Origin of the sequence: Cryobacterium sp. TMT2-4 (genome assembly GCF_004402575.1) — a bacterium.
In the GTDB taxonomy this organism is placed as follows: Bacteria; Actinomycetota; Actinomycetes; order Actinomycetales; family Microbacteriaceae; genus Cryobacterium; species Cryobacterium sandaracinum.
Genome location: NZ_SOGE01000040.1, coordinates 1 through 22,270, shown reverse-complemented (window position 1 = coordinate 22,270; position 22,270 = coordinate 1). Strand labels below are relative to the sequence as shown.

Annotated in this window: 22 protein-coding genes; 19 read left to right on the top strand and 3 right to left on the bottom strand. The window is 67.7% G+C overall.

Annotation, left to right across the window (positions count from 1 at the left end; translation table 11 throughout):
• Positions 1 to 107: 107 nt before the first annotated feature.
• Complete coding sequence (locus E3O54_RS14490) at positions 108 to 455, bottom strand: DUF1844 domain-containing protein (protein ID WP_104101224.1); 348 nt, start codon at positions 453 to 455, stop codon at positions 108 to 110.
• A gap of 286 nt (positions 456 to 741) precedes the next feature.
• Here E3O54_RS14490 and infC point away from each other — a divergent pair, with 286 nt between their 5' ends.
• The 18 genes from infC to E3O54_RS14400 all read left to right on the top strand — a co-directional run bounded on the left by infC (position 742) and on the right by E3O54_RS14400 (position 18,774).
• The gene (gene infC / locus E3O54_RS14485) at positions 742 to 1,368 is read left to right on the top strand and encodes a translation initiation factor IF-3 (RefSeq protein WP_104101226.1); all 627 of its coding nucleotides are present in this window, start codon (positions 742 to 744) and stop codon (positions 1,366 to 1,368) included.
• Complete coding sequence (gene rpmI / locus E3O54_RS14480; RefSeq protein WP_104101228.1) at positions 1,361 to 1,555, top strand: 50S ribosomal protein L35; 195 nt, start codon at positions 1,361 to 1,363, stop codon at positions 1,553 to 1,555. Before infC ends, rpmI begins: the two co-directional genes overlap by 8 nt.
• A gap of 27 nt (positions 1,556 to 1,582) precedes the next feature.
• Positions 1,583 to 1,969, top strand: coding sequence for a 50S ribosomal protein L20 (rplT, locus tag E3O54_RS14475; protein ID WP_104101231.1), 387 nt, complete (start codon positions 1,583 to 1,585; stop codon positions 1,967 to 1,969).
• A gap of 152 nt (positions 1,970 to 2,121) precedes the next feature.
• Positions 2,122 to 2,922, top strand: a complete 801-nt coding sequence (locus tag E3O54_RS14470) for an RNA methyltransferase (RefSeq protein WP_104101233.1) — start codon at positions 2,122 to 2,124, stop codon at positions 2,920 to 2,922.
• Positions 2,923 to 2,989: 67 nt separating this feature from the next.
• Positions 2,990 to 3,778, top strand: a complete 789-nt coding sequence (locus tag E3O54_RS14465) for an amino acid ABC transporter ATP-binding protein (RefSeq protein ID WP_104101236.1) — start codon at positions 2,990 to 2,992, stop codon at positions 3,776 to 3,778.
• 37 nt (positions 3,779 to 3,815) lie between these two features.
• Positions 3,816 to 4,685 carry a glutamate ABC transporter substrate-binding protein gene (locus tag E3O54_RS14460; RefSeq protein ID WP_104101238.1) on the top strand — a complete coding sequence of 290 codons (870 nt, stop codon included), beginning with the start codon at positions 3,816 to 3,818 and terminating at the stop codon, positions 4,683 to 4,685.
• Between the two features lie 135 nt (positions 4,686 to 4,820).
• Positions 4,821 to 5,468 carry an amino acid ABC transporter permease gene (locus E3O54_RS14455; RefSeq protein ID WP_104101240.1) on the top strand — a complete coding sequence of 216 codons (648 nt, stop codon included), beginning with the start codon at positions 4,821 to 4,823 and terminating at the stop codon, positions 5,466 to 5,468.
• Positions 5,465 to 6,388: an amino acid ABC transporter permease gene (locus E3O54_RS14450; protein WP_104101242.1), complete on the top strand. Its 924-nt coding sequence runs from the start codon at positions 5,465 to 5,467 to the stop codon at positions 6,386 to 6,388. The genes E3O54_RS14455 and E3O54_RS14450 overlap by 4 nt, the downstream gene beginning before the upstream one ends.
• Before the next feature lie 20 nt (positions 6,389 to 6,408).
• Positions 6,409 to 7,449, top strand: coding sequence for a phenylalanine--tRNA ligase subunit alpha (gene pheS / locus E3O54_RS14445; RefSeq protein WP_104101244.1), 1,041 nt, complete (start codon positions 6,409 to 6,411; stop codon positions 7,447 to 7,449).
• A complete protein-coding gene (pheT, locus tag E3O54_RS14440; protein ID WP_104101246.1) occupies positions 7,449 to 9,983 on the top strand; it encodes a phenylalanine--tRNA ligase subunit beta in 2,535 nt (844 codons plus the stop codon). The genes pheS and pheT overlap by 1 nt, the downstream gene beginning before the upstream one ends.
• 132 nt (positions 9,984 to 10,115) lie before the next feature.
• A complete protein-coding gene (argC, locus tag E3O54_RS14435) occupies positions 10,116 to 11,159 on the top strand; it encodes an N-acetyl-gamma-glutamyl-phosphate reductase (protein ID WP_134342194.1) in 1,044 nt (347 codons plus the stop codon).
• Complete coding sequence (argJ, locus tag E3O54_RS14430; RefSeq protein WP_104170088.1) at positions 11,156 to 12,328, top strand: bifunctional glutamate N-acetyltransferase/amino-acid acetyltransferase ArgJ; 1,173 nt, start codon at positions 11,156 to 11,158, stop codon at positions 12,326 to 12,328. The genes argC and argJ overlap by 4 nt, the downstream gene beginning before the upstream one ends.
• On the top strand, positions 12,325 to 13,260 hold the full coding sequence (gene argB, locus E3O54_RS14425; protein WP_104101252.1) for an acetylglutamate kinase: 936 nt from the start codon (positions 12,325 to 12,327) through the stop codon (positions 13,258 to 13,260). The genes argJ and argB overlap by 4 nt, the downstream gene beginning before the upstream one ends.
• 32 nt (positions 13,261 to 13,292) lie before the next feature.
• Positions 13,293 to 14,486, top strand: coding sequence for an acetylornithine transaminase (locus E3O54_RS14420; RefSeq protein WP_134401896.1), 1,194 nt, complete (start codon positions 13,293 to 13,295; stop codon positions 14,484 to 14,486).
• A gap of 38 nt (positions 14,487 to 14,524) precedes the next feature.
• The gene (gene argF, locus E3O54_RS14415) at positions 14,525 to 15,454 is read left to right on the top strand and encodes an ornithine carbamoyltransferase (RefSeq protein WP_104101257.1); all 930 of its coding nucleotides are present in this window, start codon (positions 14,525 to 14,527) and stop codon (positions 15,452 to 15,454) included.
• Positions 15,455 to 15,516: 62 nt separating this feature from the next.
• Positions 15,517 to 16,716, top strand: a complete 1,200-nt coding sequence (locus E3O54_RS14410) for an argininosuccinate synthase (protein ID WP_104101259.1) — start codon at positions 15,517 to 15,519, stop codon at positions 16,714 to 16,716.
• Between the two features lie 7 nt (positions 16,717 to 16,723).
• A complete protein-coding gene (argH, locus tag E3O54_RS14405) occupies positions 16,724 to 18,166 on the top strand; it encodes an argininosuccinate lyase (protein WP_104101261.1) in 1,443 nt (480 codons plus the stop codon).
• Entirely contained in the window at positions 18,163 to 18,774 is a 612-nt protein-coding gene (locus E3O54_RS14400; RefSeq protein WP_104101263.1) for a DNA-3-methyladenine glycosylase, read from the top strand. The genes argH and E3O54_RS14400 overlap by 4 nt, the downstream gene beginning before the upstream one ends.
• 268 nt (positions 18,775 to 19,042) lie before the next feature.
• Here the strand turns inward: E3O54_RS14400 and E3O54_RS14395 are convergent, their stop codons facing one another.
• Together E3O54_RS14395 and E3O54_RS14390 are read right to left on the bottom strand one after the other, a co-directional pair.
• Positions 19,043 to 19,747, bottom strand: a complete 705-nt coding sequence (locus E3O54_RS14395) for a hypothetical protein (RefSeq protein ID WP_134401895.1) — start codon at positions 19,745 to 19,747, stop codon at positions 19,043 to 19,045.
• A complete protein-coding gene (locus tag E3O54_RS14390; protein ID WP_134342190.1) occupies positions 19,744 to 20,394 on the bottom strand; it encodes a winged helix-turn-helix transcriptional regulator in 651 nt (216 codons plus the stop codon). The genes E3O54_RS14395 and E3O54_RS14390 overlap by 4 nt, the downstream gene beginning before the upstream one ends.
• Before the next feature lie 146 nt (positions 20,395 to 20,540).
• Here E3O54_RS14390 and tyrS point away from each other — a divergent pair, with 146 nt between their 5' ends.
• Positions 20,541 to 21,842 (top strand): tyrosine--tRNA ligase, encoded by a 1,302-nt coding sequence (tyrS, locus tag E3O54_RS14385; protein WP_241976920.1) that lies wholly within the window; start codon positions 20,541 to 20,543, stop codon positions 21,840 to 21,842.
• Positions 21,843 to 22,270: the final 428 nt, after the last annotated feature.

Below are 22,270 nucleotides of genomic sequence, written 5' to 3'. Positions count from 1 at the left end.
GAACCAATTCGACCACAGAAACCCCCGCCGGAGTCGACGGGGTTTTCCACGGTGCTAGGTCACTTCAGGGAGCCGCACCGCGACCCATCCGAGCCGGCTGTTCGTCCCTAGTTGACCGGCCCGGTGAACTTTTCACCCGGACCCTGGCCGATCGCGTCGGGGATGGCCGAGGCCTCCCGGAAGGCCAGCTGCAGCGATCGCAGACCGTCGCGCAGGCTGCGCGCGTGCATGTCGGCGATGTCGGGGGCCGCGGCGGTGATCAGGCCGGCGAGGGCCGTGATCAGCTTGCGCGCCTCGTCGAGGTCGGTCTGGTTCTCCGGGTCGTCGGCCAGGCCCACCTTGACCGCGGCGGCGCTCATCAGGTGAACGGATGCCGTCGTGATGATCTCCACGGCCGGCACGTCGGCGATATCGCGTGTTGCCTGGGCTGCATCCTGCTCGTTGCTGTTGGTCACTGCATTCCTCTGTTAGACTCGACTGGGCTCCGAGATGCAAGTCTCGGTACGAAAGTGGATAATCTCCCACCCGCGCATACCGCTTCATCTAGGTTACCGGGTAGTTGCACTCCGCCTTCGCGGCGCTGGACTCCAACAGGAATCCGCTCCACGTGGGTAGACAGGGTGTCGTCTGTGGTATTCGGGCAGTTTTCTCCGACAATCCAGACGCGTTTTTCCTCTCTTCGTCTCCGGGCGACATCCGTCTCCTGGCTGTAGCCACGATGCATGAGAAGAGGAGAGACGCATCAGCGATCCCCGTACAAATGACCGTATCCGCGTCCCCGAAGTCCGTCTCGTTGGTCCTAACGGCGAGCAGGTTGGGGTCGTGGCCATCGATGTTGCGCTGCGCCTTGCACAGGAGGCCGATCTTGACCTCGTCGAGGTTGCACCGACCTCGAAGCCGCCCGTTGCCAAGATCATGGACTACGGCAAGTTCAAGTACGAGGCTGCGCAGAAGGCCAAGGAGGCCCGGCGCAACCAGGCGAACACGATCCTGAAAGAGGTTCGTTTCCGTCTCAAGATTGATAAGCACGACTACGAGACCAAGCGCAAGCGCGCCGAGGGCTTCCTGAAGGCCGGTGACAAGGTCAAGGCCATGATTCTGTTCCGTGGCCGCGAACAGTCCCGTCCCGACCAGGGCGTACGTCTGCTCCAAAAATTTGCCGAGGATGTCGCCGAGTTCGGTTCCGTGGAATCGAGCCCGACCATTGACGGTCGAAACATGGTCATGGTCGTTGGCCCGCTGAAGAACAAAGCGGAAGCCAAGGCCGAGATCAACGCACACAAGGCTGCCGATCGGGCAGAAAAGGTTGCCGACAAGGCTGACAAAGTTGCTGATAAGGCAGCGAAACTGGAGGAAAAAGATGCCTAAGATGAAGACCCACTCCGGGACGAAGAAACGCTTCAAGGTCACCGGTTCCGGCAAGATCATGAAGCAGCAGGCCGGCCTGCGCCACAACCTCGAGGTCAAGAGCACCCAGCGCAAGTCCCGCCTGAACCACGACCAGGTGCTGGCCAAGGCCGACACCAAGGTCATCAAGAAGCTTCTCGGTCGCTAGACCCGTACCCCGTAAGGAACTAAGAAAATGGCAAGAGTCAAGAGGGCCGTAAACGCCCATAAGAGCCGTCGCGTTATTCTCGAGCGCGCCAAGGGTTACCGCGGTCAGCGCTCGCGCCTGGTCACCAAGGCCAAGGAGCAGCTCACTCACTCCTTTACCTATAGCTACCGTGACCGTCGTGCACGCAAGGGTGACTTCCGTCGCCTGTGGATCCAGCGGATCAACGCTGCGTCCCGCGCGAACGGCCTGACCTACAACCGTCTGATCCAGGGTCTCGCCCTGGCCGGCATTCAGGTCGACCGTCGCATCCTGGCCGAGCTGGCCGTCAACGAGCCCGCCACGTTCGCGGCCATCGTCGAGAGCGCCAAGGCAGCACTGCCCGCCGACACGTCGGCACCCCGGGTCGCCGCGTAGCTGTCAGCCGGCACCAGCACTATCACGCACTCTCCACGGGAGCGGGCCCCGCGCCCGCTCCCGTTTTGCGTGCCCGGGGCCGGTTCGCCGGGTCGCCGCGTGTGCCCCGAGCGGGAACACAGCCGCCCCGCCCCGGCAAGTAAGCTGGAGGCATGTTAGATAATCCCCGTTCTCCGCGCGTGCGGGCTGTCGCGAAACTGGCGAATCGAGCCGCTCGCTCCGAGGCGGGGCTGTTCCTCCTGGAAGGCCCCCAGTCGGTCTCCGAGGCCCTCAACTTCCGGCCCGACCTTGTTGTGGAGCTCTTCGTGACCCCCACCGCCCTCGAGCGGCACCCCGAGATCGCCCAGGTCGCCCAAGAGGTGGGCGCCGAGCTCGAATTCGTCACCGAGCAGGTGCTCGAAACGATGGCCGACACGGTCACGCCGCAGGGTTTCATCGCGGTGTGCCGTCAGTTTCCCACCTCGGTCAAGGACATCTTCGCCAACGAGCCCAAGCTCATCGCCATCCTCGAAGAGGTGCGCGACCCCGGAAACGCCGGCACCATCATCCGTGCCGCGGATGCCGCCGGCGCCGACGCCGTGATCCTCACCGGCCGCAGCGTGGACCTGTACAACCCGAAGGTCGTGCGCTCCTCGACCGGCTCGATCTTCCACCTCCCCGTCGCCGTCAGCGCGACGCTCTCCGACGTGCGCGAACGGGCCCGGTCCGCCGGCCTGCAGATCTTCGCCGCCGACGTCAAGGGCACCGATTTGCTCGCTGCCCGCACCGAGGGGCTTCTGGTCGCTCCGACGGCGTGGCTGTTCGGCAACGAAGCCCGCGGACTGACCGACGAAGATCTCGCCGTGGTCGACCGGTCCATTTCTGTTCCCATCTACGGTCACGCCGAATCGATGAACTTGGCGACGGCCGCCAGTGTTTGCCTGTATGAAAGCGCATTTGCTCAGCGCAGCTGATTATCACAGCTCGGTAACCACCGGCTTGGTGGTTCTGAGAAACCCTGTTCTAGCCTAGGTTTGGGACATGGAGCCTACAGAATCTGCGCCGGCGACGTCCAACATCACGGTGTTGCGCGGTGAGCCTCTCGTCGTGATCAGTGACGTGGACAAGCACTACGGTGACCTTCACGTGCTGAAGAAGATCAACGCCGTGGTCAACCGCGGCGAGGTCGTGGTGGTGATCGGGCCGAGTGGCTCCGGCAAGTCCACCCTCTGCCGGGCCATCAACCGGCTCGAGACCATCGACGCGGGCGTCATCACGATCGACGGCGTCAAGCTGCCGGCCGAGGGCAAGGCGCTGGCCAAGCTGCGCGCGGACGTCGGAATGGTGTTCCAGGCGTTCAACCTCTTTGCCCACAAGACCGTCCTCGAGAACGTCACCCTCGGGCCGATCAAGGTGCGCGGCCTGTCGAAGGCCGAGGCCGAGAAAAAGGCCATGGTCCTCCTCGAGCGCGTCGGCGTGGCCAACCAGGCCAAGAAGATGCCTGCCCAGCTCTCCGGTGGACAGCAGCAGAGGGTCGCGATCGCACGGGCTCTCGCCATGGACCCGAAGGTCATCCTGCTCGACGAGCCCACCAGTGCGCTCGACCCCGAGATGATCAACGAGGTGCTCGAGGTCATGATCAACCTGGCTAACGACGGCATGACCATGATCGTCGTCACGCATGAGATGGGCTTCGCCCGCCGCGCCGCCGACCGGGTCATCTTCATGGCCGAGGGCGAGATCGTCGAGGAGACCACGCCCGAGCAGTTCTTCACCAACCCACAGAGCTCGAGAGCGAAGGACTTCCTCTCCAAAATACTTGCCCACTAACCGGTGTGCAGGACGACACAGCAATCAGGAGATACCCATGAGACTCACTAAAGGTCTAATGATTTCGGCCATTGCCCTCGCGAGCGTTCTCACGTTGAGCGGATGTACCGATTCCGCCCAGACGCCCGAGGCCGCACCGGTCGAGGAAACGGTTGAGTTCGAAGCCGGCACCTCCATGGCCGCGTTGAACGAGGCCGGGGCGATCACCATCGGCACCAAGTTCGACCAGCCGCTGTTCGGCCTCAAGGGCCCGGACAACAACCCGGTCGGCTTCGACGTCGAGATCGGCAAGCTCATCGCCGCGAAACTCGGCATCTCCGCCGACAAGATCAAGTGGACCGAGACCGTCTCGGCCAACCGCGAGCCCTTCCTCCAGAACGGCCAGGTTGACCTTGTCGTCGCGACCTACACGATCAACGACACCCGCAAGGAGGTCGTCGACTTCGCCGGACCGTACTACCAGGCCGGCCAGGACCTGCTTGTGCTCGCCGGCAACCCCGACAAGATCACCGGCCCGGAGGACCTCGCCGGCAAGCCCGTCTGCACCGTGAGCGGCTCGACGTCGGAGAAGAACATCGCCGCGTACTCCGACAACGTGATCGCGACCGACACCTACTCCAACTGCTTGGGCCCGCTCCGCAGCGGCGAGGTTGTCGCCGTGACCACGGACAACGTTATCCTGGCCGGCCTCGCCGACCAGAACGCCGGTGAGTTCGAGGTTGTCGACAACCCCTTCACCAAGGAGCCCTACGGCATCGGCCTGAAGAAGGACGACACCGAGTTCCGCACCTTCATCAACGATGTGCTCGATGAGGCGTACGAGGATGGCACGTGGGCCGAAGCCTGGGAAGCGACCGCCGGTACCGTGCTCGAGACCCCGACCCCGCCGGCAGTCGACCGGTACTAGTCGCCGAAAGCAGCACCTGCTGATCGGGGCGGCCGCGCCGCACAGGCGGCCGCCTCGACCAGCACCTTTTTCCTGGTACCCGCACGACCCACCCGCACGACATCCAGATAGTCACTACAGAAGAGGAGGTGAGTTGTGGAAGCAGTCATCGAAAACCTGCCCCTGTTTCTGGAGGGCTTCAGAAATACATTGGGCCTTCTGCTTCTGGCCGGCACGGGAGCGCTCGTGTTCGGCATCATCATCGCTGCCATGCGCATCTCGCCCGTCGCATCCCTGCGCGGATTCGCCACCGTCTACACCGAGATCGTGCGCAACACCCCGCTCACGCTGGTGCTGTTCTTCTGCGCCTACATCCTGCCCTACCTCCAGTTCAGCCCAGGCTACTTCGTGCTCGCCACGATCGGACTCACCGTCTACACCTCGCCGTTCGTCGCCGAAGCCCTGCGCTCGGGCGTCAACGGTGTGCACGTGGGTCAGGCCGAGGCCGCCCGCAGCGTGGGTCTGACCTTCACGCAGACCCTCTCGTTCGTCGTCATGCCCCAGGCGGTGCGCATGGTCATCCCGCCGCTCATCAATGTGTTCATCGCCCTGACGAAGAACACCTCGGTCGCCGGTGCCTTCTTCGTCTTCGAACTCTTCGGCGCCGCCCGTAAGATCACCAACGATCGCGGCGATGAGGTGCTCGCGATCTTGCTCGCCGTCGCAGTCTTCTACCTCCTGGTCACCATCTCGCTCGGCCTGATCGCCGGTCGGGTCGAGAAGAAGGTGGCGGTTCTCCGATGACTTCCGTGCTTTACGACGCTCCGGGCCCCAAGGCCATCTTCCGTTCCCGGCTGTTCTCCGTGGTGGCCGGCCTTGTCATCGCCGCCGGCCTGGTCTGGCTGATCCTGGCGCTGGGTGCGCCCAAGACCAGCGCCAACGGCGCCGTTCAGCCGGGCCTCTGGGACGTCTCCCGGTGGGACGTCTTCGCCGACCGCGAGGTCTGGCGCACGCTCGGCCGCGGAGCGCTGAACACCCTCCGAATGGCCGGCGTCGCCGCCGCGTTCGCCCTGGTGCTCGGTGTGCTGTTCTCCTTCGGGCGCGTCTCCGACACTAAATGGATTCGGATCCCGACCACGGTCGTGCTCGAATTCGTGCGCGGCATGCCCGTACTGCTGATGATGCTTTTCATCCTCCTCGTCTTCTCCACCGGCTCCTTCTGGGCCGGTGTCGCCGCCCTCTCCGTCTATAACGGCGCGATCATCGGCGAGGCGCTGCGGGCCGGCATCAAAAGCCTGCCTCGCGGCCAGCGCGAGGCTGGGCTGGCCATCGGGCTCACGCCCGTGGCAACCCGGTTCCGGATCGAGTTCCCGCAGGCGTTCCGGCAGATGCTGCCGATCATCATCGCGCAGCTCGTCGTGCTCCTCAAGGACACGTCCCTGGCGTTCGTGGTCGGCTACGAGGAGCTCCTCCGCAGCGGGCTGTACAACCTGACGAACTTTTTCGGCAGCCGGTACTCCTTCTCCTTCTTCCTCGTCGTGCTCGCGATCTACCTGACGATGAACCTACTGCTCTCCTGGCTGGCCCGCGTCATCGCCCGCCGCACCGGTTCCAAGTCCGGCGGCGTCACCACGGACACGAAGGCGCCGCCTGAGAAGCCCCTCGATCCCGAGGTGGTCTACCCCGCTGCGCTCGGCAACCAGATGGGCGCCCGGGGGCTTTAGCGGCACTAAACTTATGCCTTGTGTCTGACCCCACTGAGATCTCTGAACCAGTCGTGAGCGCGGCCGTCGACGCCGCACTCGCCGCCATTGACGCCGCGAACGACTCCGCGGCCCTGAAAACCGTGCGCACCGAGCACACCGGCGAGGCCTCCCCGCTGGCCCGACTCAACGCGCTGATGCGCAGCGTGCCGGGCAACCAGAAGGCCGCCGCCGGCAAGCTCCTCGGCCAGGCCCGAGGTGCCGTCGCCCAGGCGTTCGCCGCCCGCGAGGCCGCGATCACCGAGGCTGAGGCAACCGCTCAGCTCGCGGCCGAAACAATCGACGTGACGGCGGCGGCCTCCACCTGGAAGCCCGGCGCGCGGCATCCGCTCACCCTGTTGCAGGAGCGCGTCGCGGATGTCTTCGTCGGCATGGGCTGGGAGGTCGCCGAGGGCCCCGAGCTCGAGAGCGAGTGGTTCAACTTCGACGCCCTCAATTTCGACGAGGACCACCCGGCCCGTGCCATGCAGGACACGTTCTTCATCGACCCACCCGAGGCACACCTGGTACTGCGCACCCACACCTCGCCGGTACAGCTGCGTGCCCTGTTGTCGCGCGAACTTCCCGTTTATGTCGTCGCGCCCGGCCGGGTGTTCCGCACCGACGAACTTGACGCCACGCACACGCCCGTGTTCCACCAGATCGAGGGCATCGCCGTCGACAAGGGCCTGACCATGGCGCACCTGCGCGGCACTCTCGACCATTTCGTGCAGGCCATGTTCGGCCCCGAGGCGAAGGTGCGCCTGCGCCCCAACTACTTCCCGTTCACCGAGCCGAGCGCCGAACTCGACCTGTGGCACCCGACCTTCAAGGACGGCGCCCGCTGGATCGAGTGGGGCGGCTGCGGCATGGTCAACGCCAATGTGTTGCGTTCCGCCGGGATCGACCCGGAGGTCTACTCCGGATTCGCGTTCGGCGTCGGCGTCGAACGGGCATTGATGTTCCGAAATGATGTGAAGGATATGCACGACATGGTCGAAGGCGACGTCCGGTTCAGCCAGCAGTACGGGATGACCGTCTGATGCGCGTACCACTGAGCTGGCTGGCTGAGTTCGTCGACCTGGCCCCGGGCATCACGCCCGAGGACGTGCACGCCGCCCTGGTGAGCGTGGGCCTCGAAGAGGAGGAGATCCACCGCTTCGAGCTGACCGGGCCGATCGTGGTCGGCCAGGTGCTCGAGTTCGTCGGCGAGGAGCAGACCAACGGCAAGACCATCAACTGGTGCCAGGTGCGCGTCGCCGCTGACGGCGAGCTCGCGGCCGACGGCGGCCCGGCCGTGCACGGCATTGTCTGCGGCGCCCACAACTTCGTCGTCGGCGACAAGGTTGTCGTGACCCTGCCCGGCGCCGTGCTGCCCGGTCCGTTCCCGATCGCGCCCCGCAAGACCTACGGCCACGTGTCCGACGGCATGATCGCCTCGGCCCGCGAACTCGGCCTCGGCGACGAGCACGACGGCATCCTGGTGCTCGGCAGCCTCGGCCTCGACCCCGAGATCGGCACGGATGCGATCAGCCTGCTGGGCCTGGACGACACCGCCGTCGAGATCAACGTCACGCCCGACCGGGGCTACGCCTTCTCGATCCGTGGCGTCGCCCGCGAGTACGCGCACGCCACCGGGGCTGCCTTCCGCGACCCGGCGCTCTCCGTCACCGCGGACGCGTCCACGGTCGCCTTCCCGGTCACCATCGCCGATCAGGCCCCGATCCGCGGTCGCGTCGGCGCGAGCGTGTTCGTCACCCGCGCGGTGCGCGGCGTGGACCCCACCCGGCCGTCTCCGGCCTGGTTGATCGCCCGCCTGAAGCTGGCCGGCATCCGTTCGATCTCGCTGATCGTCGACGTCACCAACTACGTGATGATCGAGCTCGGCCAGCCGATCCACGGCTACGACCTTGACAAGCTGGCCGGCGGTATCACCGTGCGTCGCGCAGAACCGGGCGAGAAGCTCGTCACCCTCGACGACGTCACCCGCATTCTCAACGCCGAAGACTTGCTGATCACCGACGAGTCCGGACCGATCGGTCTGGCCGGCGTAATGGGCGGTCAGAGCACCGAGATCGGTTCCGCGACCACGAATGTGCTGATCGAGGCCGCGAACTTCGACCCGGTATCGATCGCGCGCACGGCCCGTCGGCACAAGCTTCCCAGCGAGGCATCCCGCAGGTTCGAGCGCGGGGTGGACCCGGCCGTGGCCGCGGTCGCCGCCGCCCGCGTCGTTCAGTTGCTGGTCGAGCTCTCCGGGGGAGAAGCCGACGGCCTCGGCTCCCTGCACGACGCCACGCCCGACGCCGAGCCGATCTTCCTGCCGACCGGCTTCATCTCCGGCCTGATCGGACTCGACTACACCCGCGAGGAGGTGCGCACCTCGCTGGCCGAGATCGGCGCCTCGATCGAGGAGACCGAGATCGGGCTGAACGTCACCGCCCCGAGCTGGCGCCCCGACCTGACGGACAAGTGGACCCTGGCCGAGGAAGTCGCCCGCATCGTCGGTTACGACCGCATCCCCTCGGTGCTGCCCGTCGCCCCGCCCGGGCGCAGCCTCACCCACGCGCAGACCCTGCGCCGCCAGGTGGCGCAGACCCTGGCGGCCACCGGCCACACCGAGGTGCTCGCGTACCCGTTCGTGGCGGAGAAGTCGAACAACCTGTTCGGGCTGCCCATCGGCCCTGCTGTTCCGCAGATCCGGGTTGCCAACCCGCTCGACGGAGAGGCGCCGTTCCTGCGCACGTCGATCCTGCCCGGGCTGCTGCAGATCGCACACCGCAACCGCTCGCGCGGCCTCACCGACCTGGCCGTCTTCGAACTGGGCTTGGTGTTCCGGCCGGTGGCGGGCATCCGTTACGGCGGCTCCGTCGTGCCGCCCGGCGCGGTGCGCCCGAGCGCGCAGCTGGAGGCCGAGCTCAACGCGGGCATCCCGCCGCAGCCTCTGTCGGTGGCGGTCGTGCTGACCGGCTCCGTCGTGCGGCACCAGCCGGGGCAGCCCGCCGTGGCCGCAAGCTGGCAGCACGCCCTCGCCGCGGTGCAGCAGGTCGCGCTGGCCGCCGGCGTTCCGATCACGGTTCGCCAGGGTTCGCACCAGGCCATGCATCCCGGCCGCACCGCCGAGCTGTTCGTGACGACGGATGCCGGCACGACCTCGGTCGGCTACGCCGGCGAACTGCTGCCCAGCATCGCCCGCGACGCGGACCTGCCCGCGGTCGTCGCGGTTGCCGAGATCGACCTGACCGCCGTGTTCGCGGAGGCCGGCGCCGAGCTGCGCGCCACACCGATCGCCACGATGCCGGCCGCCACACAGGACCTGTCCCTCGTGGTCGACGCCGGCGTGCCGGCCGGCGACGTGCTCCGCACGCTGCTCGAGGGCTGCGGGCCGCTGCTCGACCACGCCGAACTCGTCGACGATTACCGCGGCACGGGCGTGCCGTCCGGACGCAAGTCACTGACGTTCGCGCTGCGGTTCCGGGCGCCGGAGCGCACCCTCACCGCCGCGGAGGCCAGCGACGCCAAACTCGCCGGCGTCGCGGTGGCCGCCGCCCGCTTCGGGGCCACTCTCCGCGAGTAGCGCGAGTAGCGCGAGTAGCGCGAGTGGCGCGGGCTGGCGCCCGCTCCGCGCGCCGAGAGTCACCGCCCGGGCGGCGATTATCGGCGTGAACGGCGATTCTCGGCGCGCGGGGCGGCGCGCTAGGTTGGGAACATGTCTTTTTCGGTGGCGGTGGCAGGTGCGAGTGGCTACGCGGGCGGTGAATTGTTGCGTCTGTTGGCCGGGCACCCCGACTTCGAGGTGCGCACGGTCACGGCGCACAGCACTGCCGGGCAGCGTCTGATCGACGCGCAGCCGCACCTGCGCTCGCTCGCGCACCTCACCCTGGTCGACACGACGCCCGAAACCCTCGCCGGGCACGATGTGGTGTTCCTCGCCCTGCCCCACGGGGCATCCGGTGCCCTCACCGCGCACCTTTCCGCCGACACGCTCGTCGTGGACTGCGGTGCCGACCATCGGCTCGAAAGTGAGAGCGACTGGGCGGCGTTCTACGGGGGCGACTACTTCGGCGCCTGGACCTACGGCGTGCCCGAGCTCCCGGTGGTCGGCGGCACGCAGCGCTCCCGGTTGGCCGGCTCCCGCCGCGTCGCCGCCCCCGGCTGCAACGCGAGCACGGTGGCGTTGGCGCTGGCGCCGGGCATCCGTGCCGGGGTGATCGAGCCCGAAGACTTGGCCGCGGTGCTCGCGGTCGGACCCTCCGGCGCCGGCAAGAGTCTGACGCTGCCGAACCTCGCAAGCGAGATCCTCGGCTCCGCGAACCCCTACGCGGTCGGCGGCGTGCACCGCCACATCCCCGAAATCCAGCAGAGCCTGCGCTGGGCAGGGGCCTCGAACCCGACCATCTCATTCACCCCGGTGATCGTGCCGATGTCGCGGGGAATCCTCTGCACCGCGACGGCCCGTCTCGTGCCCGGCACATCCGGCGCCGCGGTGCGCGCCGCCTGGGAGGCGACCTACGCCGACGAACCGTTCGTGCATGTGCTGCCGGAGGGCCGATTCCCGCGCACGGGCGATGTGCTCGGCGCCAACACCGCGCTGATCGGCCTCGCCGTCGACGAGGCCGTGGGCCGCGTCGTGACGATCACCGCCGTCGACAATCTCACCAAGGGCACCGCCGGTGCCGCCATCCAGTCCGCCAACCTGGCGTTGGGACTGCCCGAGACCACGGGCCTGAGCACGAATGGAGTTGCCCCATGAGTGTCACCGCCCCCGCCGGGTTCGCCGCCGCCGGAGTCACCGCCGGCCTGAAACAGTCCGGCGGGCTCGACCTCGCCGTCGTGCAGAACCTCGGCCCGCTCACCAGCGCGGCCAGCGTTTTCACCAGTAACCGGTGCAAGGCGAACCCGGTGCTTTGGAGCGAGCAGGTCATGAAGGGCGGCCGAGTCAAGGCCATCGTGCTCAACTCGGGCGGCGCGAACTGCTACACCGGCAGCATCGGCTTCCAGACCACGCACGCCACCGCCGAGGCCATCGCCGACCGCTTGGAGATCTCCGCCGGCGAGGTGCTGGTCTGTTCCACCGGCCTGATCGGCGAACAGCTCGACCTCGGCAAGATCACCGCCGGCGTGTGGGACGCGACCCTCGCGCTGCAGGGTGAGAAGGCCACCTCCGACGCCGCCGGCCTGGCCGCGGCGCAGGCGATCATGACCACCGACACCACACCCAAGCAGACCATGCTCGTTTCCGACACCGGCTGGACCATCGGCGGCATGGCCAAGGGCGCCGGCATGCTCGCGCCTGGCCTGGCCACCATGCTCGTGGTGCTGACCACCGACGCCGTGCTCGACTCCGAGCAGCTGGACGTGGCCCTCCGCCAGGCCACCCGGGTCACGTTCGACCGCCTCGACTCCGACGGCTGCATGTCCACCAACGACACTGTCACCCTCCTCGGCTCCGGGGCGAGCGGGGTCACCGCCGACCTGGCCGAATTCACGGATGCCCTGATCGCCATCTGCCAGGACCTCACCCTGCAGCTGCAGGCCGACGCCGAGGGGTCCGCCCACGACGTCGCCATTACGGTGCGGCACGCCGGCACCGAGGCCGACGCCGTCACGGTCGCCCGCGCGGTCTCCCGCAGCAACCTGTTCAAGACCGCGATCTTCGGCAACGACCCGAATTGGGGCCGCGTGCTCGCGGCGGTCGGTACGACGGATGCCGCCTTCGACCCCTACGGCATCGACGTCGCCATCAATGGCGTTCAGGTCTGCACCGCGGGGGAACCCGACCAGCCGCGTGAGCTCGTCGACCTCACCCCCCGCTCGGTCTCCGTGCTGATCGACCTGCACGAGGGCGACGAGACGGCCACCATCTGGACCAACGACCTCACCCACGCCTACGTCGAAGAGAACAGCGCGTACTCGAGTTGAACCCGGTCCACGAAACCCCTGGCGACGAGACGACCCCAGGCGACGAGACGAACAGCCGGGCGGAGGCAGCCGTCAAGGCCGCCACGCTGATTGAGTCGCTACCCTGGCTCAAGCGGTTCCACGACCAGATCATCGTGGTCAAGTTCGGCGGCAACGCCATGGTCAGCGAGGAACTGCAGCGAGCGTTCGCCGAAGACATGGTGTACCTGCGTTATGCCGGCATCCGCCCCGTCGTCGTGCACGGCGGCGGCCCGCAGATCTCCGCGATGCTCGACCGCCTCGGCATCGCGAGCGAGTTCCGCGGTGGCTACCGGGTGACCACGCCTGAGGCGATGGACGTCGTGCGGATGGTGCTCACCGGCCAGATCAACCGCGAGCTGGTCAGCCGCATCAACCAGCACGGTCCGCTGTCGGCCGGGCTCTCCGGCGAGGACGCCGGGCTGTTCCAGGGCCGTCGCCGCGGCACCGTCATCGACGGCGGCGAGGTCGACCTCGGCCTCGTCGGCGACGTGATCGGCGTCGACCCCGAGGCCGTGCTCGCCCAGCTCGCCGCCGGCCGCATACCGGTCGTCTCCTCGATCGCACCCGACACGGATGTCCCGGGCCAGTCCCTGAACATCAACGCCGACGCCGCCGCCGCGGCCCTCGCGGTCGCGCTCGGCGCCGCCAAACTGGTCATCCTGACCGATGTCGCGGGGCTGTACAGCGACTGGCCCAACCACGACTCGCTGGTGTCGGTCATCGACGTGGACTCGCTTCGCTCCCTACTGCCGGGCCTCGAGTCGGGAATGATCCCCAAGATGACGGCCTGCCTCGACGCGGTCGAGGGTGGCGTCGCGAAGGCGGCCATCATCGACGGCCGGGTACCACACTCGATCCTGCTCGAGGTCTTCACCGGCAGCGGGATCGGAACCGAAGTGGTCCCGGCATGAGCAATACGCACCCAGAATCGAGCACCGCACAGATGGCTGATTCCGGCACCCCCGACTGGCGCGAGCGTTTCAGCGCCGCCATGATGCACACGATCGCACCGCCGCTGGCGATGCTCGTGCGCGGGAAGGGGTGCTACGTCTGGGACGACGAGGGCACGAAATATCTCGACTTCCTCGCCGGAATCGCCGTGAACTCGCTCGGCCACGCGCATCCGGCTCTCGTCGCCGCGGTCACCGATCAGGTCGGCCGGCTTGCCCACGTCTCGAACTACTTCGCGTCGCCACCGCAGCTGGAACTGGCCGAACGGCTCAAGCGCCTCACCGGTGCGGGACAGGCCGGCCGGGTCTACTTCTGCAATTCCGGCGCCGAGGCCAACGAGGCCGCATTCAAGCTGGCCCGACTGAACACCGACGGTGGCAGCCGAACCCGCATCCTCTCCCTGCACGACTCGTTCCACGGCCGCACGATGGGGGCGCTCGCCCTTTCCGGCAAGCCGGCCATGCGCGAGCCGTTCCTGCCGGTCCCCGAGGGGGTCGAGCACATCCACGCCACGCTCGAGGGGCTGGACGCCGCGATCGACGAGACCGTCGCCGCCCTCTTCCTCGAGCCCGTGCAGGGCGAGGCCGGGGTGGTCGACCTGCCCGCAGGGTTCCTGCGCCACGCCCGCGAGCTGTGCACCCGAAACGGCGTGCTGCTCATCCTCGACGAGGTGCAGACCGGCGCCGGCCGCACCGGCGAGTGGTTCGCCTACCAGCACGACGGTATCCAGCCGGATGCGCTCACGCTGGCGAAGGGGATCGGCGGCGGCCTGCCCATCGGCGCCCTCGTCACCTTCGGGGCGGCGTCGGAGCTGTTCCAGCGCGGCCAGCACGGCTCAACCTATGCCGGCAACCCGCTCGTCACGGCCGCCGCCAACGCCGTGCTCGGCGCCATCGAGGCCGACGGCCTGGTCGCCAACGCCGCGCGGCGCGGCGAGCAGCTGCGGGAGATCCTCGCCGATTTCGGTTCCCCCCTCATCGGCGAGGTGCGCGGCCGCGGGCTCCTACTCGGTGTCGGGCTGACCGAACCGGTCGCCACCCGCCTGGCGGCCGCGGCCCAGAGCAACGGCTTGATCGTGAACGCCGCAAACGAGTCCACCATCCGTCTGGCCCCGCCCCTCATCGTCGGCGACGACGAACTGGCCGATTTCGAGTGCCGATTCGGGCTCGCTCTGGCCAGCCTCTAGAGTTGAACGATCTATTCCCCAGAAGCGAAAGTGACACCGTGACCCGCCATTTCCTGCGCGACGACGACATCTCACCGGCCGAACAGGCCGAGATCCTCGACCTTGCCCTGGACCTCAAGCGTGACCGATTCGCGGTCAAACCTCTGGCCGGCCCGCAGACCGTGGCTGTCATCTTCGACAAGTCATCGACCCGCACCCGGGTCTCCTTCGCCGTGGGGATCGCCGACCTCGGCGGCAGCCCGCTGATCATCAGCACCGCGAACAGCCAGCTCGGTGGCAAGGAAACCGCCTCCGACACGGCCCGCGTGCTCGAGCGCCAGGTGGCCGCGATCGTCTGGCGCACCTACGGCCAGGCCGGACTCGAGGAGATGGCCCTCGGCACCACGGTGCCCGTAGTCAATGCGCTGTCCGACGACTTCCACCCCTGCCAGTTGCTCGCCGACCTGCTCACCATCCGTGAGCACCGCGGCGACCTGGCCGGTCAGACCCTCGCGTTCCTCGGCGACGGCGCCTGCAACATGGGCCAGTCCTACCTGCTTGCCGGCGCGACCGCGGGCATGCACGTGCGCATCGCCTCCCCGGTCGGGTACACGCCCACCGACGAGGTCGTCGCGGATGCCGCGGCGATCGCCCTGCGCACCGGCGGCTCCGTGGAGCTCTTCACCGACCCGGTCGCGGCCGTCACCGGCGTCGACGTGGTCGTCACCGACACCTGGGTGTCGATGGGCAAGGAAGAGGAGAAGGCCACCCGCCTGGGTGACCTCGGTCGCTACCGTGTGGACGCCGCCCTGATGGCGCTCGCGAAGCCCGACGCGCACTTCCTGCACTGTCTGCCGGCTGACCGCGGTTACGAGGTGACCGCCGACGTCATCGACGGCGCGCAGAGCATCATCTGGGACGAGGCCGAAAACCGCCTGCACGCCCAGAAGGCGCTGCTCGTCTGGCTGCTCACCCAGAACAGCGCCTAACGCCCCGGCGGGCGTCACAGCATGACCGTAAACTTGATCAGATCGAATTTTTAGGGAGAACCATGGCTGAACGCGTTGTGCTGGCATATTCGGGCGGACTCGATACCTCGGTTGGCATCGGCTGGCTGAAGGATGCAACCGGCAAAGAGGTCGTGGCCCTCGCCATCGACGTGGGACAGAGCGGCGAGGATATGGACGTCATCCGCCAGCGCGCCCTGGACTGCGGCGCCGTCGAGTCCATCGTCGTCGACGCGAAGGACGAGTTCGCCAGCGACTACGTCGTGCCGGCCCTCAAGGCCAACGCGCTCTACCAGAAGCGTTACCCGCTCGTCTCCGCGCTCAGCCGCCCGCTGATCGCCAAGTACCTCGCCTCCACGGCCAAGGAGCTCGGAGCGAACAGCGTCGCGCACGGCTGCACCGGCAAGGGCAACGACCAGGTGCGCTTCGAGGCCGCCGTCGCCGCCCTCGCGCCCGAGCTCACCTCGCTCGCCCCGGTGCGCGATTTCGCCCTCACCCGGGACAAAGCCATCGAATACGCGGCGCTGCACGACCTGCCCATCGCACAGTCGAAGAAGAGCCCCTACTCGATCGACCAGAACGTCTACGGCCGTGCGGTCGAAACCGGCTTCCTCGAAGACCCGTGGAATGCCCCGATCGAAGACCTCTACACGTACACGCAGGACCCGGCCGTGACTCGCGAGCCCACCGAGGTCGTCATCAGCTTCGACCAGGGTGTTCCCGTCGCGATTGACGGCGTCGCCGTCACCCCGCTGCAGGCCATCGAAATGATGAACCTGCTCGCCGGCAACCAGGGCGTCGGACGGATCGACATCGTCGAGGACCGCCTCGTCGGCATCAAGAGCCGCGAGGTCTACGAGGCCCCCGCCGGCATCGCCCTGATCGCCGCGCACGAAGAGCTCGAGAACATGACCGTGGAACGTGACCTGGCCCGCTACAAGCGCACGGTCGAGTCCAAGTGGGCCGAACTCGTCTACGACGGCCTCTGGTTCTCCGGCCTGAAGCGCGCACTCGACGTGTTCATCGACGAGACGCAGAAGCACGTGACCGGCGACATCCGTCTGAAGATGCATGCTGGCACCGCCGTCGTCACCGGCCGCAAGTCCACGCAGAGCCTCTACGACTTCAACCTCGCCACCTACGACACCGGGGACACTTTCGACCAGTCCATGGCCAAGGGTTTCATCGAGCTGTGGTCGCTGCCGAGCAAGATCTCGGCCCGCCGCGACCTCGCCGGCAAGTAGGGCTGACGTGGCTGGCGACACGGACACGCACGAGAACCGCGCGGGCAAGGCGGGCGCCCTCTGGGGTGGCCGCTTCGCCGGGGGACCGTCGCCGGAACTGGCGAAGCTGAGCAAGTCGACCCAGTTCGACTGGCCGCTGGCTCCCTACGACATCCGTGGTTCCCAGGCCCACGCGCGGGCCCTGGCCGCGGCCGGTTACCTGACCGCCCCGGAACTCGTCGCCATGATCGCCGGCCTCGACACCCTGATGCAGGCCGTGGTCGACGAGAGCTTCCTTCCCGCGGAATCCGACGAGGATGTGCATTCGGCCCTGGAACGCGGCCTGATCGACATCGTCGGCGTCGAACTGGGCGGCAAGCTGCGCGCTGGCCGCAGCCGCAACGACCAGGTCGCCACCCTGGTGCGGATGCTGCTGCGCGACAAGGCGAAGGGCATCTCCGCCCACGTCATCGACCTGATCGACGCCCTGGCGTCGCAGGCCGAAGCGAACGACGAGGCCATCATGCCGGGCCGCACGCATCTGCAGCACGCCCAGCCGGTGCTGCTCGCCCACCACCTGTTCGCGCACTGCTGGCCGCTCGTGCGCGACCTCGAGCGGTTCACCGACTGGAACACACGCGCCGACTACTCGCCCTATGGGTCTGGTGCCCTGGCCGGCAACACGCTCGGCCTCGACGCCAACCTGGTGGCGGCCGACCTCGGCTTCAGCGCCGTGGTCGAGAACTCGATCGACGGCACCGCGAGCCGCGACCTGGTCGCCGAGTTCGCGTACATCACCGCCCAGATCGGTATCGACCTGTCCCGTCTGGCCGAGGAGATCATCCTCTGGAACACCCGCGAGTTCGGTTTCGTCACCCTCGACGACTCCTACTCCACCGGGTCGTCGATCATGCCGCAGAAGAAGAACCCGGACATCGCCGAGCTGGCCCGCGGCAAGGCGGGGCGCCTGATCGGCAACCTGACCGGTCTGCTGACCACTCTCAAGGGGTTGCCGCTCGCCTACAACCGCGACCTGCAGGAAGACAAGGAGCCAGTCTTCGACTCGATCGAGACGCTCGAGGTGCTCCTGCCGGCCTTCAGCGGAATGATCGCGACCCTGACCTTCCACACTGAACGGATGGCCGAGCTCGCCCCCCAGGGATTCTCCCTGGCCACCGACGTCGCCGAGTGGCTCGTCAAGCAGCAGGTCACGTTCCGGGACGCGCACGAAATCACCGGTTCGCTGGTGAAGTTCGCGGAGCGGAACGGGCTCGACCTGCACGAGGTGGACGACGCCGCGCTGCTCGCGCTGTCGCCGCACCTCACGCCGGACGTGCGCGAGGTACTCACCATCACCGGTTCGGTGTCCCGCCGCGACGGCCAGGGCGGGACCGCCCCGGTGCGCGTGGCGGAGCAGCGCGCGGCGCTCGTCACCCGGGTGCGCGCGCTGGCGGCTGCGCTCGGCATGTGACACTCGCCGACGGCATTCTGGCGCGACCGGCCGTTGAGGTCGCGCCACAGTTGTTGGGCGCGCTGCTCGACCGCGCCGGGGTGCGGCTGCGCATCACCGAGGTGGAGGCCTACCTCGGGCAAGGGCTCGACCCCGGCTCGCACGCCTTCCGTGGCCAGACCCGGCGGAACGCGTCGATGTTCGGCCCGAGCGGCCACCTCTACGCGTACTTCAGCTACGGCATGCACGTCTGTGCGAACATCGTCTGCTCGCCGGGCGGCGAAGCGTCCGCCGTGCTGCTGCGCGCCGGCGAGATCGTCGACGGTGTCGCCGAGGCACGGATGCGCCGCCCCACCTCACGCAGCGACCGCGACCTGGCGCGCGGCCCGGCCCGGCTCACGCTGGCGCTCGGCATCGGGCTGGGAGACGACGGTGCGGACCTCGGTGAGGCGCCGTTCACGCTGACCCTGCCTCCCGAACCGGTCGCTTTCCGCAGCGGACCCCGCACCGGAGTCGGCGGCGTCGGCGGGGGAGCGGAGTATCCGTGGCGATTCTGGATCCCGGGCGACGCGTCGGTGTCGCCGTACCGGCGACATCCGAAGCTGGGCGCTGAGCCCGACTCTCGCTAGGCGCGCGTCGTCGACAGGCGAGCACCGTCGACAGGCGAGCACCGTCGACAGGCTCGGGCCGTCGCCGGGCTCGCGCCATCACCGGGACCCGCGCTGGGGCATCCGGCGTCATATAAAAGCGGAGATTTTCGGGAAACGCCGGTTCGGGGGCCGACCGGCGTGTCGCGAAAATCTCCGAGGTTACGTCAGCGCGATCGGCACGGATGTCCCGGGTCGCGCGGCAGGTTCGGGTCACCGGATCCCGGCAAGCTCGACCGCCGACCGGCGCCTACGTCAGGGCGATCTGCACCAGGGCGGCGCACGCGCACGCCCAGATCAGGCTCGCCAGCGTGCCGATGATGAACCGCTCCCGGGCCTCGGCCGTGGCCAGCTCGGTGAAGCGGCCGACGCCCTTGATCGCCACGACGACCGCGATGGCCTCCGGGAAGCCCGCCAGGATCGCGCCGGCCACGGCGAGGCGCTCCAGGATTCCGATCATCAATCCACCGCGCAGCACCTCGTGCACGAAAGTGCCGTGCGTTCCGGCCGTCCCCTCACCATCGGGTACACCGGTGGCATCCGGTGCATCCGGTGCATCCGGTGCATCCGGTGCGCCGGCATCAACCCCGGACGCGCGGCCCGGCTCCGGTGTCACGGGAGCGCCGCCGTTGTCGACCAGGATCCCGCCGTGCTGGCCTTGGGGCACGGAGTTGTTCGTGGCCAGCCTCAGCGCAAGCAGCGCCGCCGGGCCGCCGCCGACCACGGCGAGACCGAGGGCCACCATGCCGAGGAGCACGCCCGACACGGTCGCGCCTCCGGGCGAGGGGAGGGCGGCGATCATCAGGGCCGCGGCGAGGGCGCCGCCGGAGACCGCGGCGAACTGCGGCTTCTGGCGCCGGAACGCGAGGATGGCGAAGACCAGCGAGCCGGTGGTGACGACCAGGAGGGACATCCAGTAGAGGTAGGCAACGATCGGGAAGGACGAGGAGATCATGCGGCAGGGTCCGTTTCGGTCGTGGCGTGCTCGAGGTTCTCCAGCAGCCTAACGAGTGCGGGCTGGGCGGACTGGTCGACCCTCCAGAGGGCGATTCGGATGCGCTGGCTGACGGCGGCGGGGGAAATGCCGAGCTCGGCGGCGATCTCCACCTGGGACATCCCGCTCGCCAGCAGGTCGATGGCCGCCCAGCCCTCCTGCGAGCGACGCTGGCGAAGGAGCAGCAGATTGGTGATGAGTGCTTCCACCCCGTCGGCGTCGAGCAGCGGAGCAGAGCGGCCAGCAGTACGGCCAGCGGCCGGATCAACCTCGAGACTGAACCGGGCCTCGGCCTTCTTTGCCCGCGTCACGGCCGCGCGCGCCGCGACGAACGCACCGCCGGAGGCCTGCCGGGTTGTTTCTGGAAGAGGGGTGCGCACCTCGCCGATGCCGAGCCCGATGCTCCAATGGCCCGCGCGATGCAGCGCGAGAACGGCGGCAAGGGCCGTGCCGGCGTCGGGCAGCAGTAGCTGGATCTCATCGCCGGACGTCTGGTCGGGCGGCAGCGTGAACGCCGGGCCGTACGCGGCCACGAGCTCGGCGATCATCTCGCCGGCCCGATCGCGATCGTTGCGGCTGTCGACCTGGTCGGCCGTGATGACGAACATGGGCGGGACCTCCGACGGAGTTGGCGGGCTGATATGAAGCTTCCACGATGAATCTACACTAATTCAGCCTATAGGCTTAATATTTGCCGATCAAGGTGTGGTCCTGAATTCCCGGGCAGCGAGTCGGGCGCTGATATCCTTGGCTCGTGTCAGATCCAGCCATCCTCGCCCTGCAAGCCAACGACCCGACCTTCGACGACGTCTGGGAGGAGATCTCCTGGCGAGGCCTGGTACAGGTGTCCACCGACACCACCGAACTGCGTGAGCTGCTCGCCGGCCCGCCGGCCACGTTCTACTGCGGCTTCGACCCGACCGCCCCGAGCCTGCACCTCGGCAACCTCGTGCAGCTGCTGCTCATGCGCCGGCTGCAGCTGGCCGGACATAAGCCCCTCGGCTTGGTCGGCGGGTCCACCGGACTGATCGGTGACCCGCGCCCCACGGCCGAGCGCACCCTGAACTCTCGGGATGTCGTCGGCGAGTGGGTGGGCTACCTCCAGGCCCAGGTCTCGCGCTTTCTGAGCTCGGAGGGCGACAACGCCGTCACCCTGGTGAACAACCTGGACTGGACCGCCCCGCTCAGTGCCATCGACTTCCTGCGCGACATCGGCAAGTACTTCCGGGTCGGCAGCATGCTCAAGAAGGATGCCGTGAGCGCCCGGCTGAATTCCGACGCCGGCATCAGCTACACCGAGTTCAGTTACCAGGTTCTGCAGGGGATGGACTTCCTCGAGCTCTTCCGCACGTACGGCTGCGTGCTGCAGACCGGAGGCAGCGACCAGTGGGGCAACCTCACCAGCGGTATCGACCTCATCCGCAAGGCGGAGGGGGAGAGCGCCCACGCCATCGGCACCCCGCTGATTACGAACAGCGACGGCACCAAGTTCGGCAAGAGTGAGGGCAACGCGGTCTGGCTCGACCCCACCCTCACCAGCCCGTACGCGTTCTACCAGTTCTGGCTCAACACCGACGATGCCGATGTCCTCAACCGGCTGAAGGTGTTCACCTTCCTCACCCGGTCCGACATCGAGGAGCTCGCGGGTGCCGTGGCGGCGGAACCGTTCAAACGCCTCGCCCAGCGCACGCTCGCCGTGTCCGTGACGAGCCTTGTTCACGGCCGTGCCGCGACGGATGCCGCCATCCAGGCCGCGCATGCCCTCTTCGGCCAGGGTGAGCTGTCCGATCTCGACGAGGCCACCCTCGAAGCCGCTCTGCGAGAACTCCCGAACACGACGACCGCCCCGCACGCCCCCGTGGTGCAGCTGCTGGTCGACACCGGACTCAGCATGAGTCTGAGCGAAGCCCGCCGTGCCATCAGCCAGGGTGGGGTCTATCTCAACAACGTGAAGGTGCTGAGCGATGACCAGACCATCGAGGGTGCCGTGCTTCCCGGGGGAGTGGCCGTGCTCCGCCGTGGGAAGAAGACCTTGGCCGGCGTTTTCGTCGTCTGATTCAGAGACGGATGTCGCCTGGTCGTTCCGCCCCGTTGGGGCGTGACACGCCCGGGCGGTTGCTGGTTTTGACGGCCTNGTAATGTATTCAAACGTACCCCACAGGTGCGGAAAGCCGCAGAGCTTCCCGGCCTCATGTGGAACCACAGTTTTTCGCTTCGTCTCATGCTTGTTCCTGTTTCAGGTGGGTGTGGGGGAGGCCTAAGATGGTAACTCTCTCCGGCTGCGTGTTTGGTCTGGTGGGTGGTTGTCCGAGTCGCTTTGGCGCACTTGGAATCGGCTGCTTTCCGTGATTTGACAGGGCGTGGCCGGGCAGCTAAGTTATACAAGTTGCCTCGAAGCGACAGCCCCTGTGGGGTTTGAAGTCGAGTGCGTCCGATCCTTGAGAACTCAACAGCGTGCACAATGTCAAATGCCAAAAACCTCGG